Here is a 15,341-nt window from a genome sequence, read left to right as displayed (position 1 = left end):
AACAAGGGACATAATCACCATCCCTCTTGTTTAATTACCCATGTTGGTGCAACCAATCAAGGGTTTGCTGCCAAAGTAGCTGGTTTTGTCGGCTAAAAAACTTCATATGACCGATATGCTGTAAGCCATAATCTTTGGGTTTTAGCGTTTGGGTGGTGGCTTGCATGTTGGGAAACACCCGAATCATATCGGCGACATTTTTATCATTGGCGATATCATCATCTGGGGCATTCACCCACATAGCAGGCAAGTTAACCTCATTGTAATAGTGGGTTTTCACTGTTTTACCGAAGGCGGTTTTGATATAGCCTGCGCCATTGCACCAATCTCGCCACTGTTTGGCAACGTTTTTGGGCAAGTCTTCGCCCATGCCAATTTTGCTTGATTGGGTGTAGCCAAACAACACATTGGACACAGGAATAAATACATCCATAAACCACATGGCTTTGGCACGATACGGCATCGCCATATTGCGGATTCGCCCAGACGAACAGGCAACGTTAAACACGGATGTGAGCTTGTGATGATTGGGCATCAAACCAAATAATTGACCGCCCGCGCTATGACCGACCAAATGATAGGTGGTGTTGGGAAACTCTTGAATCAGCCTATCAAGCACCGCAGTCATATCGTAGCGCCCCCAACTAATCAGTGACGCATTAGAGTGCTTGATGTTGCCTTGCATCGACTCGCCAATATCTTCATTGTCATAGCTGATGACGCCATAGCCATGCTCCATTAAATACTGCGCAAAATTTTGATAAAACTGCCGTTTGATACCTGTTGCCGGCGCAATCATCACTGCTGCTTTGACCGTATTAGGTCGAAATATAGTCGCCGCCAGGGTGGCAGGGTGTTTGGTGGCTATTTGAATGGTTTGCTGCGTAGGGAGTGTGGCTAATGCTGACGGTGTTTTTAGATTTAGGTTCGACATGACTGTTATCTTCCTTGGTAATCAACTTTTTATACAAGCTTATACGAGCGCTTTTTTATACGAGCAGTAAGCCAAATGTTGACAAATGATGATAAGACTCGTTTAAAAGCGACTATAGCAAACAATTTATGGGTGCAAAAAAGTTATCATGAACATAACAGTCATAAAAAAAGCAATCAGCGGCGGCCAATTGCTTGCTTGAATCGTTGACGAAAAAACTAAGGGGTTTTAACGACAACTTTTTGGTTGGTGTCGATTAAAATCTCAGAAGGCCCATCAACGATGACGCGCACTTGGTTATTATTAGGGCGCTGTGAGCGAAAATACTGGTCTTCAGCAGGGGTACAGCCCAAGCAGCGATCGAGTGCCGCCAGTGGCTCAAGAATCAGCTTGCGTTCTACCTGATCGATTTCATCGTTATAGATGGTAAATGGCATACTGGCAATCGCCGTCACCACGCCGCCCACCACTGCCAATGCGCCCAATGGCTTACCCACAATGGTATCAGCGACCATGGAGCCATAGGTTGGACCAAAATCTTTTTCATCAATTTCGGTAGCGGCAAAGCTGCAAGTCATCGTTGCAATCATCAAGGCTACGGCTGACGCAATCGTATTTAATCGTTTCATAGCAGGTTCCTAACTGGCAGCAAGCCCCCATTAACGAGGTAACTAGCTAAATAAATAATTAGGCAACTAGATAACCAAATAACTGGGGTCGACTGACAGGTTGTACCTAACAAGTTTTGCTAGGTTTTTGCTGAATAGTTCAGGAACATTACATCAATTTTGCCAAGAATTATCAAGTAAAATTGTCTTTGCCGCAGGTTTTTTTACGTTAATGCAGACTCGTTATTTTTTGAGCGGTTTTTTGAGCGTTTTTTTGAGTGGTTTTTTCACTGTTTTTTTGCGGTTTATCAGCGGCTGGCAAGTGGGACAGAACGTGCTGGCACGCTGATTGATTTTGACGTTTTCAATGGTAGCGCCACAGCTTGGGCAATTACCGCCTTTATGCCCATACACCAATAACGTCTGCTGAAAATACCCCGTTTGTCCATCCGCTACGGTAAAATCTTTTAACGTTGAGCCGCCTTTTTCAATTGATGTTTGTAGGACTTGTCGAATATGGGCGACCAAGGTGGTCAGCTGTTCATGGCTGATGAGATAGGCAGGGGTCAACGGATGAATTTTTGATAAAAATAGGCTTTCAGTTGCATAGATATTGCCCACACCGACCACAATCTCTTGTGCCATAATCACCGATTTGATGGGGCGTTCAATCAGTTTTTTGCGATTGTGGATATGGTGATATAGATAGTCAGCGCTAAAGTCTTCTGACAATGGCTCTACACCCAAATGGGTAATCAGCTTGTCTTCATAGTCATCCAGCCACAGTAACATGCCAAACCGCCGTGGGTCATGATAATGCAGTTGGGTGAGTTTTTTGCCATCATTAAACGTCAAAATCACGTGATCGTGTTTACGCTTGTCAAACCCCACAGGATGCTGCTGTAAGCTACCCGACATCCCCAAGTGGATGAGCAGTTTTTTTTGCACCGCGCCGCCTTTACGTTTAAAGGTGAGAATCAGATATTTGGCTCGGCGCTCAATGTCGACAAGTTGATAATCTACCAAACTCACCAAGTCATCAGGCACCGCCCAGCGCAATTTGGGCTGAAAGACGCTAACTTTTTCAACGGTTTGATTGAGCAAAGGTTGCAGACTCGTCGCTGTCGTCTGCACTTCGGGCAATTCTGGCATATGCCGTGTGACTCCTATTTAAAGCATTAAGACTTGTTGTTATTGACGATACGACGCGCCAAGATAATACCATGTTGCTGCTCTAGTTTTGCTAGCAGCTTGGACAACTGACTTAGCCCCGTTACTTCTATGGTAAAATTCAACCGCGCGATATCATCATCCCCGCTTAGGGTATCAACTTGGCGGATATTGACATTTTCTTGGTCGATGATTTGGGTCAAGTCTTTGAGCAAGCCCCGCCTGTCATACGATTCAAGGTATATTTGTACCAATTGGCTTTTGCCTTTATTGCCATACCAAGCAGCACTAATAGCGCGTTCAGGCTCACGCTCCACCAGTCGCTCGTATTCGACGCAATCACTGCGGTGGACGGATACGCCATTGGACTGGGTGATATAACCCGCAATTGGCTCACCTTGCACAGGCGAGCAGCAATTTGCCAAGTGAATAGCAATGTTATCTAAGCCATCGACTTCGATTTTATACGCATCTAGCTTGCCTGTGGCTTTGGGGTGAATGCTGGGGATAAGCTCAGTATCAGTGACTTCGGGTTCTAAATCTAAATGACGACTGATATGACCGGTCAAATTATGCAATTCAACGTTGCCATTGACTAGCCCTACCAAAATATCATCACTGTTTTTGGCATTAAAAAATTTGACGTAATCATTTAAATCGATACTGTTAGGGTGTACCGACATGCGCGCCAATTCTTTGGTTAATATGTGCTTACCTGTTTCGATATTTTTATCACGGTCTTGCTTATTAAACCATTGGCGCAGTTTGCTGCGAGCGCGACTGGTATTGATATAACCTAAGGATGCCACTAGCCAATCACGGTTTGGCTCGCGTGATTGCTTGGTAATAATCTCAACTTGTTCGCCTGTTTTGAGCTGATAGGTCAGCGGCACATAGCGTTTGTTGACGCGAGCGGCTTGGGCGCGATTGCCGACATGGGTATGCACATGATAGGCAAAATCGAGCACAGTTGAGCCTTTGGGCAATTCGATGATGTCACCATCACGACTAAACACATAAATCCGCTCGAATTCACCAAAATCAACGACTTGTTCTTCTTCATCGAGCTCGCCATGCTCATGCTCAACATGTTTATCTAATACAAATTTTAAGGGGTCATGATTGTCAGCATTTTCTTGATTGAGCAATAACTGACGCAGTGAGCTAATTTTTTTGGTCAGATAGTCGTCTTTTTTGTTTTTGGTGCCTTCTTTGTAATTGACGTGTGCACACATGCCAAGTTCGGCTTCATAGTGCATGTCAAAAGTGCGAATTTGTACTTCCAGCGATTTGTTCTCGGCAATCACCGCGGTATGTAGCGAGCGATAGCCATTGGTTTTTGGGTTGGTGATATAGTCATCAAACTGTTCGGGAATATAGCGCCATAAACCATGCACCAGCCCCAATACGTGATAACAATCGGCATTGTTATGCACCAGTACCCGCAGTGCGCGGATATCATATAACTGGTCAAACGACAGTGATTTGAGTTTCATCTTACGATAAATCGAATAGATGTGTTTGACACGACCGGTGATTTCCCCGTCAATCCCTTGGGCAGCTAACGCCTCGCGCAGTTGTTGGGCAACCCGATCGATATAGGTTTCGCGCTCGCTACGTTTTTCAGAGAGTAATTTGGCGATTTCTTTGTAGCGGTCAGGCGCAAGATAACGAAATGATAAGTCCTCAAGCTCCCATTTAAGCTGTGCAATACCCATACGATGCGCTAGCGGCGCGTAGATTGTCATGACCTCACGGGCGACCCGTTGCTGACGCTCTGGGCTGGCATACGACAGCTCTCGCATCGCAAAAGTACGCTCAGCCAATTTGATGAGCACCACACGCACATCGTTGGTCATTGAGATGAGCATGTTATAAATGCCCGATAACTGCTCGCGTTGGTTGTTGTTAAAGTGGTCTTCTAAGCGCTTGTTGTTCTCTATCAAATCCGACAGTCGCCCCAGCGCTAGGGTCTCTTGGACTAGCTCTGCGACTTCATCGCCAAAGGTGGCTTGGATTTGTTTGGGGGTAAAAATTTGGATACGCGCGGCACGATATAACATCGCAGCAACAAGTGTGTCTTCATCTTGGTACAGATAACCCAAAATATCGGCAATCCCAATCCCAGTCAAAAACGCATTAGAGCGGTTGCTTTCGGTACTTAAATCTTGATTTTTGAGTAGTTGACAGGCTTTGGTCAGCTCAGGCAGCTCAGTGAGATGAGCGCGTTTTGCCATCGATGCCAGCCAAGCTTCGGTATCAATGGTATGCTCATCGATGATGTGGCTAGCAGGCTCAGAGAGAATGGGCAAGTCAGTATGGGTGAAATGACGCTGGCTGGCAGTGATACTCGCAATCATCGTGGTACTATCATGATCAACGTCTTTTCCATCCAATAGCGGCAAACTTTCTCGTATTTTTACCATGTCAATTCTACACCTTACTTACCAGATTTCCTCAAAGAGCAAAAAAACTAACCTTGTTCATTTAAAATTATCAACTCACTTTCCCTGTGAATTTTTGTGTGATTAAATTTGATTTGATACTGCGCTAGCCATAATAAAATATGACAGAGTAGTCGCTATAGCAGCGCGTTTTAGCTATGATAGTGCGTTGGTTTTGGGCGTGTTAAGCCTTAAAATAAATGTTAAAGGTTAAAATAAAGTAAATGCCATAGTCACTTTATATATCTTAACCGTTTTAGGGTTGCCCATGTTTAGCCATTTAACACTAACTTTATTACGCTTACTCATGTGTTAATTTTATTAAGATGTGTCTATTAGCAAACAATTGCAAGTCAAACCGTCGATAAAATTTTTGTATCACTCAAATGAGTGTTAGGCAACGACCCAATCAGTGATTTGAGTGAATCTCAATCCAAATTAAGATAAAACTATCTTGTTCAGTATAGGTGAGTTTAATGAAATTACCATCTCATTTTGTTACAAATGCGACTACTGTAGCGTCAGATTTTACCATGACCCGCTCAAAAAGCCTTGCGAACTTTGGTAAAACCCTGTCGATGTTGGCAATAACGCTGACTCTACCGCTTGGGTTGACAGCGTGTGATTATTTTCAAACGCAAACCGACGTTAACTCGCCCATTGGTGCCAAACAAATTGCCAAACTGATTCCCAAACGTGGGCAAGATAGCAAAAGCTGGGCACAAGACATCAACCAAATATTTGATACCCTAAAAATAGAAAAAAACGCGCAAAATATTTGTACCGCTGTCGCCATTATCGACCAAGAGTCCAATTTTAAAGCCAATCCGCCCGTTCCGAATTTAGGGCAATCAAGCCTAAAAGCGATGAATGAGGAGTTGGAAGAAAAATTAGGCTCAACGCTGGCGCCGTATTTTCGCACCATGCTAAAAACTGAGCCAACGCCCGATAACAGCTTTGAAAAACAAATTGCTAAAGTCAAAACCGAAGAAGAACTTGACGACATTTATCATCAGATGTTTGCGTATTTTTCAAGCAAATATTATGCCAGCAAGCTGAACAGCGTCACCAAATTGGTGGGCGGGGATATTGAAGAAAAATTAGACCCGATTACCACGTTAGGCTCAATGCAGGTGCAAGTAAGTTATGCGCGCGACCATCGCCGGATGAATGGCAATAACCTTGAACTGCGTAAAGACCTATATAGCCAATATGGCGGATTGTACTATGGTATCCATCGCTTACTACTGTATAAAGCCAATTATCAAGACCCGATTTATCGCTTCGCTGACTACAACTCAGGGATGTATTCAAGCCGTAATGCCGCTTTTCAAAAAATGCTAAAAGAGTTGTCCAAAGCCGAAATAGACTATGATGGCGATTTATTGATTTATGAAAAAGGCAATAAAATCAGTGCCAATATCAGCCAAAGTGAGCAGGCGCTGATATCAATGATTCAGCAAGGCATGATTAGCCTGACGGAGCGACAAGTGCGTATAGACTTGGCAAAAGAAAAAAGCCAAGATTTTGAAAATACCGAAACCTATCGCACCATTGGTAGTCTTTACAAAATGAAAACTGGCAAAAACGCACCTACTGCCATCATGCCACAGGTGGTCATCTCTGGGGCAAAACTCAGCCGCGATTACAATACCAAATGGTACGCTGATAAAGTCAACGTACGCTATATGAATTGTATGAATAAAGCCAAATTTTAGCGTCTCTCAAAGCGTGCAATACTTTCCACATGCCCTGTGTGCGGGAACATATCCATCACCCCCGCATGGGTGAGCTTGTAGCCTTTTTCAAGTAGCACGGCGGTATCGCGGGCTAGGGTTATTGGATTGCACGACACATAGACGATGCGTTTGGCATTGAATTTATCCAGATACTGCATCACTTCTAAGGCACCTGAACGGGGTGGGTCAATCAGCAGTGCATCGACTTGCCCAACCCAAGGCTCACTCGAGAAATCTTTGGTCAAATCTTGGGCAAAAAAGTCGGTATGGTGCAAGCCGTTGGCGGTGGCATTCATTTTGGCACGCTGTGTCATCTCACTGCTACCTTCCACCCCCATCACAAAGCCAGTATCACCCACTTGACGCGCCAGTGGCAGACTAAAATTGCCCAAGCCGCAAAACAAATCAAGCACTCGCTCGCCTGGCTGCAAATCTAACAAATCAATTGCCAGCTTGGTCATTTTACGATTGACTGACAAATTGACTTGGGTAAAATCCAGTGGCGAGAATTCAAACGTCACATCAAACTCGGGCAAGCGGTAAAACAAACCGCCCGTCGGTGGCACAGTCAGGCTTGATGGGCGCGCATTAGGCGTGTTCTCATATAACTGGTCAATGCGATGTACCGTGTCGCTACCTTTGGGCTGTAAAAATAACTGCCAGTTACGCTCGGCAAAAAAAGCTTGCAGTTTTGCGATATCATGCTCACCTAAATCCACCATGTGACGGACAATGACGGCGATGGATTTTTTGCTATCGATAACATCATCAAGCGTTTCACCCATCGCTAACTCAAGCTGTGGAATATGGTCACGGGCGTCAAGCGAGCTAATAAGCGCTTTTAGCGGTTCAATCTCAAAGCCGACACGCGGGTCAAGCACATGGCATTCATTTAAATTTGCCAAAAAATTGCTGGCGCGCTCACGAAAACCGACCAATGCTGTGCCTTTTTTCTCGACATAGCGCACGCCCATACGTGCCTTGGTGCGATAGCCTAAACGGTCAGCCACCAATGGAGGAAGCCAGTGTTCAGGCTGGATATGGGCTTGGTGCTCGAGCAGCTCTGCCAGTACCGATTGCTTAAATTGAATCTGTCCATCGGGTTGCCAGTGCTGTAAGCTACAGCCACCACACACCCCAAAATGCGGGCAAGGTGGGGTGGTGCGTTCAGGGTTTGGGTTTGCCAGTACGAGAGCCGCGTCACCTTCTTCCATACTTTTACGTGAGCCTGTGATTTTGACGCTCACGGTCTCGTTGGGCAGCGCAAAGCTAACGAATACTTTTTTGCCATGCTTATCGAGGTGATGGTCGGGTTGGTCACCGTAACTTGCCACGCCCCGTCCGTCATGGGCAAGATTGGTCACTGTTAGGGTAACGGGTGGGGCGTCTTGCAAACGTTTACGCACCCGCGCGGTGGGTTTGATTTTTTTGCTTGGGTTTTTGGTGAGTTGGGTAGACTGGGTTTGGTCAGCGGTAGCGTTTGACATTTATTAAAAAACCTATTTGATCGAGGGTCAGTGTAAATATTTATTACAAAATTCATCAAAATTTTGTGGTTATGATAGCTTAAAATGGATTTTTTTTATATCAATACCTGACTTTACTTTATTAGCAAACCCAAAGAGAAAATCATGCAAAAATTAAAATTATACGGATTTAAAGGCGCGTGTTCATTTGTGCCGCATACGGCGCTTAACCTGACAGGAGTGGATTACGACTTACAGCTCATCAGCCATGCAGATGCAAAAAAGCCAGATTATCTTGCCAAAAATCCACAAGGGACAGTGCCACTGCTAGCAATAGAAACGGACGATTTTTATTTGGCGCAAAACGTGGCGATTTTACACTACCTTGACGAAAAATTCCCCCAAGCCCATATTTTTGGTAAAGGCAGTGATAAACAAAAAGCCAAAGCTCACCAATGGCTCGGCTACGCCAATGCCGATGTGCATAAAGCTTTTTTACCCTTATTTTACGCAGGGGCATTTATCGACGATAAAGAGTTACAGCCTAAAGTCGCTGAAAAAGCGCAACAACGGGTCATTGAAATTTTTAAAATCGCCAATGATAACTTGGCTGATAAAGACTATATGTCAGGCGAGTTTACTATTGCTGACGTGTATCTGTATGTCACCTTGCGCTGGGCGCATTTGCTAAAATTGGATTTATCTGGGTATCGGAATTTGGCAAAACTGATTAACAACGTGGAGTCACAACCTGCAGTACAAAAATCGCTCAAAGAAGAAGGTTTGGATGTGATTGCATAACGGGTCATCACTTATCATAGGGCGTTATGTAAATGCTTTAAAATTTTACCGCTAACAAATGAGCCAAGTGGTTATTTTTAAAAAGCAAAGTTGTGCTATGATGGTGTTTTATCCGTTAGCTATATAGGTTAATCGACACCATCATGCACGAACTAGAACTCAAGTTTGCTGTCCCAAGCTATCAACAAAACGTCTTAAGAAAAAACATCGACACCAAAACTGCGCAGCAACAGCGCCTATCTGCGTATTACTTTGATACCCCCAATCAAGACCTTGCCAAAAAAGGCATTGCCCTGCGTATCCGCTTTGAAGACAGCCAGTGGGTACAAACCCTCAAAACAGCCGGTGATGGCGTTGCCAAACGCGTTGAGCTCAATACCGTGCTGAGCCTGACGGGTACCCCAGATACCCTTGATGTTAGTAGCCTTGTGCCCGATGTTTCACTAATTACAGAGCCAACAGTCGTAGCGCAGTTGACTAACATCATGCCGCTTGATGAGCTCGCTCAAGCCTTAACCGTGCAATATTTTACCGATGTGCAGCGTACTTCTCGTCAAATTAAGAAAAATAACAGCCGCATCGAAATCGCTTATGATATCGGCAAGGTTGGCATAGGTCGCCTAAACTCACAAAAACCCGCCAATAATCATGGGTTAACCCAATCGGATATTCATGAAATTGAATTTGAGCTGCTTGAAGGTGACCCAAGTGATTTGATTGACATTGCAAAAACTTGGTGCAAAAAATACAAATTATATTTATCAACCGTTACCAAAGCCCAGCGGGGTAGTTTGCTACTCGTGAATAAGCAATTTGCCGAGCCTGTCAAAGCGGATTTAGCTGTGCTGCAATTACACAAAGGCATCAGCCAATTTGCGTTTTTGCAGGCAGTGGTCAATAACTGCCTAGTGCAGATTTTGCCCAATGCCTCTGCAATTGCTGAAGGCAGTCCCGATGGCAACTTAGTGCACCAACTGCGTGTCGGTATTCGCCGTTTGCGTACTGCTCTCAAACATTTCAAATTTGCCCAAGATTATATCGACCCAAATTGGCTGATGGTACTCAAACAAACCTTTAGCTTGTTAGGGGAGTATCGCGATAAAGAAATCTTGCAAATAAAAACCCAGCCCCTACTAGAATCAGTCGGTGCACCGCATGTCGAGTGGTCAACGGCCATAGATATCATGCCGATTGATGCCGTGAGAGCCAATGACTTTCAAATTCTGCTCTTAGAGCTGATTGGTTTTACCCATTTGCCCGTACCTGCGGATAACCCAAAAGCCAAAGCCCCAGTTGCCAAAAAGTTGGAAAAACTATTTACCGCGATTGCCGCGGCAAGTGATAAATTTGCCAGTCTTGATACTGACAGCCAGCATGGTGTGCGTAAAGACCTAAAAAGCCTGCGGTATGTCAGTGAATTTGCTGCGCCGCTTTTTGCCAACCAAAACAATGGCAAAAAAGGAAAAAAAGCGACGAAGCTCAAAGCCTTTTTGCAATACTTAGAGCCTGCACAAGACGTACTCGGTGAGTATAATGACAACGTGGTCGGTCATGCTAACTATCTTGAGAAAGCCAAAACCGACCCAAATGCACTATTTGCGGTGGGTTGGTTTAGCGGACGTGAGCAAGCGAGTGCCGAGCAATGCGCGGTGAGTCTAAAAACAGTGAAAAATGCGCCAAAGTTTTGGTCATAGTTTGGCTTGATTGTATGTAAATAACAGAGAATAAAATAAAAGTGGCTGTAGTGGCTGTGTAGAAAGCACCAGTCAGTCAATCACTATATTACTAGTTGGGTCAGTCATGGACGACATCATTCAGCCGCTAATCTCGATACCGACCACAGAAACCACGATGTATATTGTCGGTTTTGTGGAATTTTTATTGAGCTTTGCTTTTGCCTTATTATGGTTTATCTGTTTTTCAAATTATGATAAGCAGTCTCGCATTGCCAAGAAAGCCATCATTGCCCATGCAGTAGGCTGGCTTGTATTAATTTCTGTAGGTCTGTTGTTGATTCCTCCCGAGCGTAATGGTAGCTACTTGGATGTTTATGCCAACCTTGCTTTAGCCAATATCGGATTTATGATGGTGTTGGCGGGTGTATGTGCTATGCTCATCGCAAGTGTTCCCAAGACAGGCGTTGCCTTGACGTTATTGTTTGCCGTCGTATTTTCTGCGATTGGCGGTAAAGGCATTGGCGATTTTTTATCGCCCATACCTATCCACGCCAAAATCGATTGGATGAGTTTTGATGACACGGATTCCAAATTAAGTAGCCTGCATGTCGGCATTGAACATAGTGATTTGCAACAAGCGCCTTCTACCCAATTGGCTAAAACACTGCAAGAAAATGGCTGGCTTGATAACATCACCTTTGCAAACCAAGAGAATTTAACAACGCCCATTGCTATGGATTTGGTACAAGCGCCGTATTCTGGGTATTTATACCTGCCTGAAGAATATGGATTTACGCGTTATGGTAAAATGCTGTTTGGCGTTTTATTGGCAAGTTGGCTGATTATTTTGCTCTCTGCCTTGATGTTACTGCTCAAAGCTAATAAACAGCTGCCGAAAAAAAAGCTTGATTGACCCAGTGTTTTAGTGATTGGCAATCAAATTTATATAAAAAAGCCAATACCGTCAGATATTGGCTTTTTGCTTTTATTGTAACCCCTATCAAAACGCGTATTGGAAAATTATTTTCCGTAAACTTTTAAGCGTTTTTCAATAGGTTCAAAGGTTTTTTCACCTGCTGGGGCGGCGATACCACCAAATACCATCTGCGCAATGAGTTTCCAGTTGCTATCGATGTTCCATGTTTCTGCCACTTTTTCATCAATCACACCATTGTAATGCTGTAAGTTTGCACCGATATTGACCGCGGCTAAGGCGTTCCAAAGCGCATATTGGTGCATCGCACTGGTGTGTTCAGCCCATACTGGGAAATTATGCGCATAAAGTGGGAATTGTTCTTGTAAGCCTTTGACCACTGATTGGTCTTCAAAATACAAGATAGTCCCTGCACCGGCTTTAAACATGGCCATTTTATCGGCAGTTGATTTGAATTTTTCATCATCATTCACCATCGCGCGTAGCAAATCTTCGGTGATTTGCCAAAGTTTTTGATGGTCTTCACCAAACAATACCACCAAGCGGCTTGATTGTGAGTTGAATGAAGAGGGGGTATGTAACACGGCATGTTCAACCAGTTTAACCACTTCATCTTTTGAGACAGGCAATTGGTCATTGAGCATATAGATAGAACGGCGAGTTTCTGCGATATTGTGTAATGTTTCGACTGACATAATCAGCTCCTTTTCATTGTTATTTGATAATCAATCTACCTTATTAAAGTTAAAGCCGATTGATGTGACACGGCTATTATATGCCTAAAACCTAAGTAAAAAAAAGCTATTTTGTAATTTTTTTTAACCAATAATAATATTTATTAATTTTTTCTAATATATTATTAAGGTTAACTTTGATAAATTTACGGCAAAATTTCGACCGCTGTACCAATATCCACTTGGTCATACAGTGTGATAATGTCTTGATTGCGCATACGGATACAACCATGAGAAAGCGGAATGCCCATCGGCTCGGTATTGGGCGTGCCATGAATGTAAATGTAACGCGCCTTGGTATCACACACGCCTTGCTCATTGGCGCCTTTGTTAAAGCCTTCTTCATAACCATCTAACCACAAAATCCGCGTCAAAATCCAGTCTCGATTGGGAAATGTATTTGCCAAATCATCGTCATAAATTTCGCCGGTAAATTGTCGTGCCACAAATACACTGTTGATAGGTAAATTATCACCAAATTTTTCGCTAATCACGTGCGCACCGAGCGGTGTACAGCCAGTATCCTGCAGTTGTCCAATACCATTTTTGGCGGTAGAGATGGGGTAAGTTTGTGATTGAGTAGGGCTCAGACATAAAGTAAGTTGTTGTTTTTCAATTGAAATGATGATTTTTGGGTAAGGCATAATCGACTCGTTCAACATTAAGCTTAGACTATCATAACAAAAAAGCCCATCATATTCATGACAGGCTTTTTAAGAAAAATTTGAAAACATACAATCAGTTATTTGATGTCAGCAGTGGATACCCACAAGGTAGAATCGGCAATGTTCACAAAGCCATTTTTGGCTAATACCCAGCTAAATTTGATGCCTTTGGGTAGGGTCTGCACGACGGGGCATAAACGATTGGGACAAGAACGTACAATCGCATCTTTGTTGGTTTGTGCTTGATGACCGCTATCGGCTTGCGCGGGGAGGGGTAAAACCACCCATACCAAAGCCGCAGCCAAATTTGTCAGTTTATACTTAGCAAGGAATGATTTAATGATCGCGCTCATGATTTTTCAAAAAATACAGTCAAATAAATACAGTCAAATAAATACAGCTAAATAGGGAGAAAATTTTATCAATAGATTATCTATCAAAACAAAAAAACTATTGTCATATTCACGTAAAAATACTGTGACAATAGGTATAAAAAAACTCAAAAAGAAAAAGGCCTACGTAACACGTAAGCCTTTTTAATTTGGTCGGAACGGCGGGATTCGAACTCGCGACCCCTTGCACCCCATGCAAGTGCGCTACCAGACTGCGCTACGCCCCGAAAGGTGTACTATTCTACCAAAAATGACAGAATTTGCAATACAAACTTATCCAATTAGTTCTTTTAACAGTTGATTAACTTGCGCCGGGTTGGCTTTACCTTTGGAGGCTTTCATCACTTGACCGACAAGACCGTTAAAGGCTTTTTCTTTACCTGATTTGTACTCATCGACCATCGCTTGGTTGTTTTTCAACACGTCTTCGACAATCGCTTTAATCGCGCCTGTATCGGTTTCTTGTTTTAAACCTTTATCGGCAATGATTTTATCCACGGCTGTGTCATCGTCACCGCCTTCGCCAGCGAATAGGGCGATAAAGGCTTGCTTAGCCAGCTTGCCTGATAGCGTATTGTCCTTGATGCGCTCGAGCAGTTTGGCAAATTGGCTCACTGAAATCGGGCTTTGCTCAATGGTTTTTTCATCTTTGTTGAGCGCGCCGAGCAGGTCACCCATTATCCAATTGGCAGCCAGTTTGGCGTTATCATGACCGACTTTTGCCACTACTTGCTCAAAGTAATCAGCGAGCGAACGGCTAGCGGTTAAGATACGGCTATCATATTCAGGTAAGCCAAGCGCCGATTGAAAACGCTCACGACGAGCCACTGGCAATTCTGGCATGGCGTTTTTGATTTGTTCAAAAGTTGCGGTATCAATATGCACAGGTAAAAGGTCGGGATCTGGGAAGTAGCGGTAGTCGTTGGCTTCTTCCTTGGTACGCATTGAGCGCGTTTCGTCTTTGTCTGGATCATATAGGCGAGTGGCTTGTATGACTTTGCCGCCGTCTTCAATCAAGTCAATTTGACGCTCGATTTCAACCGTGATGGCGCGCTCGATAAAGCGAAACGAGTTGAGGTTCTTAATCTCACAGCGGGTACCCAAGTCGGCACCGGGTTTTCGTACGGAGACGTTACAGTCGGCACGGAATGAGCCTTCCGCCATGATGGCATCAGAAATACCGAGCCAAGTGACCAACTGGTGAATGGCTTTGACATAGGCAACCGCCTCGGCAGCTGAGCGCATATCAGGCTCCGAGACGATTTCAATCAGCGGCGTACCGGCACGGTTTAAATCCACGCCTGTCATTTGTGGCACGGCATCATGCACCGATTTGCCCGCATCTTCTTCTAAGTGAGCACGGGTAATGTGAATACGTTTGGGGTATTCGTTTTTTTCACCTTCATTGACCACGATGTCGATATAGCCTTTACCGACAATCGGGTGCGCCATTTGGCTGATTTGGTAGCCTTTTGGCAAATCGGGATAAAAATAATTTTTACGGTCAAAGGCGTTCATCATGCCAATTTCAGCATTGACGCCAAGCCCAAACATTACCGCTTTTTCTACCACATCTTTGTTGAGTACAGGCAGCGCACCTGGCATGGCTAGGTCAACAATATTGGCTTGGGTGTTGGGTTCTTGCCCAAATAGCGTTGAAGCTGATGAGAAAATTTTGGTGTTGGTATTAAGTTGGCAGTGGATTTCAATACCGATAACCACTTCGTAGCCATCCACTAAAGGCGCTTGCGGTTTATTTTCGTTTGTCATAACAAGGC

At 44.1% G+C, this 15,341-nt stretch carries 13 protein-coding genes and 1 tRNA gene; 4 read left to right on the top strand and 10 right to left on the bottom strand.

Annotated elements, in window-relative coordinates; genetic code table 11:
• Window positions 1-34 precede the first annotated feature (34 nt).
• From LAJ61_RS03065 to LAJ61_RS03050, 4 genes are all read right to left on the bottom strand, one after another.
• Window positions 35-934 (bottom strand): alpha/beta hydrolase family protein, encoded by a 900-nt coding sequence (locus tag LAJ61_RS03065; protein WP_224054423.1) that lies wholly within the window; start codon window positions 932-934, stop codon window positions 35-37.
• Between the two features lie 218 nt (window positions 935-1,152).
• The gene (locus tag LAJ61_RS03060) at window positions 1,153-1,563 is read right to left on the bottom strand and encodes a hypothetical protein (RefSeq protein WP_224054422.1); all 411 of its coding nucleotides are present in this window, start codon (window positions 1,561-1,563) and stop codon (window positions 1,153-1,155) included.
• A gap of 222 nt (window positions 1,564-1,785) precedes the next feature.
• On the bottom strand, window positions 1,786-2,694 hold the full coding sequence (gene mutM, locus LAJ61_RS03055; RefSeq protein WP_224054421.1) for a bifunctional DNA-formamidopyrimidine glycosylase/DNA-(apurinic or apyrimidinic site) lyase: 909 nt from the start codon (window positions 2,692-2,694) through the stop codon (window positions 1,786-1,788).
• Between the two features lie 26 nt (window positions 2,695-2,720).
• Window positions 2,721-5,138, bottom strand: coding sequence for a RelA/SpoT family protein (locus LAJ61_RS03050; RefSeq protein ID WP_224054420.1), 2,418 nt, complete (start codon window positions 5,136-5,138; stop codon window positions 2,721-2,723).
• A 551-nt stretch (window positions 5,139-5,689) separates the two neighbouring features.
• Here LAJ61_RS03050 and LAJ61_RS03045 point away from each other — a divergent pair.
• Entirely contained in the window at window positions 5,690-6,874 is a 1,185-nt protein-coding gene (locus LAJ61_RS03045) for a DUF1615 family protein (protein ID WP_224054789.1), read from the top strand.
• Here LAJ61_RS03045 and rlmD read toward each other — a convergent pair.
• Window positions 6,871-8,382: a 23S rRNA (uracil(1939)-C(5))-methyltransferase RlmD gene (gene rlmD, locus LAJ61_RS03040; RefSeq protein ID WP_224054419.1), complete on the bottom strand. Its 1,512-nt coding sequence runs from the start codon at window positions 8,380-8,382 to the stop codon at window positions 6,871-6,873. The two genes, LAJ61_RS03045 and rlmD, sit on opposite strands and share 4 nt — an antisense overlap.
• Before the next feature lie 144 nt (window positions 8,383-8,526).
• Here rlmD and LAJ61_RS03035 point away from each other — a divergent pair, with 144 nt between their 5' ends.
• The 3 genes from LAJ61_RS03035 to LAJ61_RS03025 all read left to right on the top strand — a co-directional run bounded on the left by LAJ61_RS03035 (window position 8,527) and on the right by LAJ61_RS03025 (window position 11,751).
• On the top strand, window positions 8,527-9,162 hold the full coding sequence (locus tag LAJ61_RS03035) for a glutathione S-transferase family protein (RefSeq protein WP_224054418.1): 636 nt from the start codon (window positions 8,527-8,529) through the stop codon (window positions 9,160-9,162).
• 143 nt (window positions 9,163-9,305) lie between these two features.
• A complete protein-coding gene (locus LAJ61_RS03030; protein WP_224054417.1) occupies window positions 9,306-10,856 on the top strand; it encodes a CYTH and CHAD domain-containing protein in 1,551 nt (516 codons plus the stop codon).
• 106 nt (window positions 10,857-10,962) lie between these two features.
• A complete protein-coding gene (locus LAJ61_RS03025) occupies window positions 10,963-11,751 on the top strand; it encodes a hypothetical protein (RefSeq protein ID WP_224054416.1) in 789 nt (262 codons plus the stop codon).
• Between the two features lie 107 nt (window positions 11,752-11,858).
• Here LAJ61_RS03025 and LAJ61_RS03020 read toward each other — a convergent pair whose 3' ends face one another.
• The 5 genes from LAJ61_RS03020 to gatB all read right to left on the bottom strand — a co-directional run bounded on the left by LAJ61_RS03020 (window position 11,859) and on the right by gatB (window position 15,333).
• The gene (locus LAJ61_RS03020; RefSeq protein WP_224054415.1) at window positions 11,859-12,467 is read right to left on the bottom strand and encodes a nitroreductase family protein; all 609 of its coding nucleotides are present in this window, start codon (window positions 12,465-12,467) and stop codon (window positions 11,859-11,861) included.
• A 185-nt stretch (window positions 12,468-12,652) separates the two neighbouring features.
• Entirely contained in the window at window positions 12,653-13,150 is a 498-nt protein-coding gene (locus LAJ61_RS03015; RefSeq protein WP_224054414.1) for a L,D-transpeptidase, read from the bottom strand.
• A gap of 98 nt (window positions 13,151-13,248) precedes the next feature.
• Window positions 13,249-13,524 (bottom strand): hypothetical protein, encoded by a 276-nt coding sequence (locus LAJ61_RS03010; protein WP_159771752.1) that lies wholly within the window; start codon window positions 13,522-13,524, stop codon window positions 13,249-13,251.
• A 189-nt stretch (window positions 13,525-13,713) separates the two neighbouring features.
• Window positions 13,714-13,790: transfer RNA gene (locus LAJ61_RS03005), tRNA-Pro, on the bottom strand.
• A gap of 46 nt (window positions 13,791-13,836) precedes the next feature.
• Window positions 13,837-15,333 carry an Asp-tRNA(Asn)/Glu-tRNA(Gln) amidotransferase subunit GatB gene (gene gatB, locus LAJ61_RS03000; protein WP_224054413.1) on the bottom strand — a complete coding sequence of 499 codons (1,497 nt, stop codon included), beginning with the start codon at window positions 15,331-15,333 and terminating at the stop codon, window positions 13,837-13,839.
• Window positions 15,334-15,341 lie beyond the last annotated feature (8 nt).

It is taken from the genome of Faucicola osloensis (assembly GCF_020041925.1).
GTDB lineage: Bacteria > Pseudomonadota > Gammaproteobacteria > Pseudomonadales > Moraxellaceae > Faucicola > Faucicola osloensis_D.
The sequence above is the reverse complement of the archived record's forward strand: the minus strand, read 5'-3'. Positions and strand labels throughout refer to the sequence as shown.

Coding starts and splice junctions, on each gene's coding strand:
- LAJ61_RS03065 (WP_224054423.1), bottom strand. CDS start 934: ATGTCGAACCTAAATCTAAAAACACCGTCAGCATTAGCCACACTCCCT.
- LAJ61_RS03060 (WP_224054422.1), bottom strand. CDS start 1,563: ATGAAACGATTAAATACGATTGCGTCAGCCGTAGCCTTGATGATTGCA.
- mutM (WP_224054421.1), bottom strand. CDS start 2,694: ATGCCAGAATTGCCCGAAGTGCAGACGACAGCGACGAGTCTGCAACCT.
- LAJ61_RS03050 (WP_224054420.1), bottom strand. CDS start 5,138: ATGGTAAAAATACGAGAAAGTTTGCCGCTATTGGATGGAAAAGACGTT.
- LAJ61_RS03045 (WP_224054789.1), top strand. CDS start 5,690: ATGACCCGCTCAAAAAGCCTTGCGAACTTTGGTAAAACCCTGTCGATG.
- rlmD (WP_224054419.1), bottom strand. CDS start 8,382: ATGTCAAACGCTACCGCTGACCAAACCCAGTCTACCCAACTCACCAAA.
- LAJ61_RS03035 (WP_224054418.1), top strand. CDS start 8,527: ATGCAAAAATTAAAATTATACGGATTTAAAGGCGCGTGTTCATTTGTG.
- LAJ61_RS03030 (WP_224054417.1), top strand. CDS start 9,306: ATGCACGAACTAGAACTCAAGTTTGCTGTCCCAAGCTATCAACAAAAC.
- LAJ61_RS03025 (WP_224054416.1), top strand. CDS start 10,963: ATGGACGACATCATTCAGCCGCTAATCTCGATACCGACCACAGAAACC.
- LAJ61_RS03020 (WP_224054415.1), bottom strand. CDS start 12,467: ATGTCAGTCGAAACATTACACAATATCGCAGAAACTCGCCGTTCTATC.
- LAJ61_RS03015 (WP_224054414.1), bottom strand. CDS start 13,150: ATGCCTTACCCAAAAATCATCATTTCAATTGAAAAACAACAACTTACT.
- LAJ61_RS03010 (WP_159771752.1), bottom strand. CDS start 13,524: ATGAGCGCGATCATTAAATCATTCCTTGCTAAGTATAAACTGACAAAT.
- gatB (WP_224054413.1), bottom strand. CDS start 15,333: ATGACAAACGAAAATAAACCGCAAGCGCCTTTAGTGGATGGCTACGAA.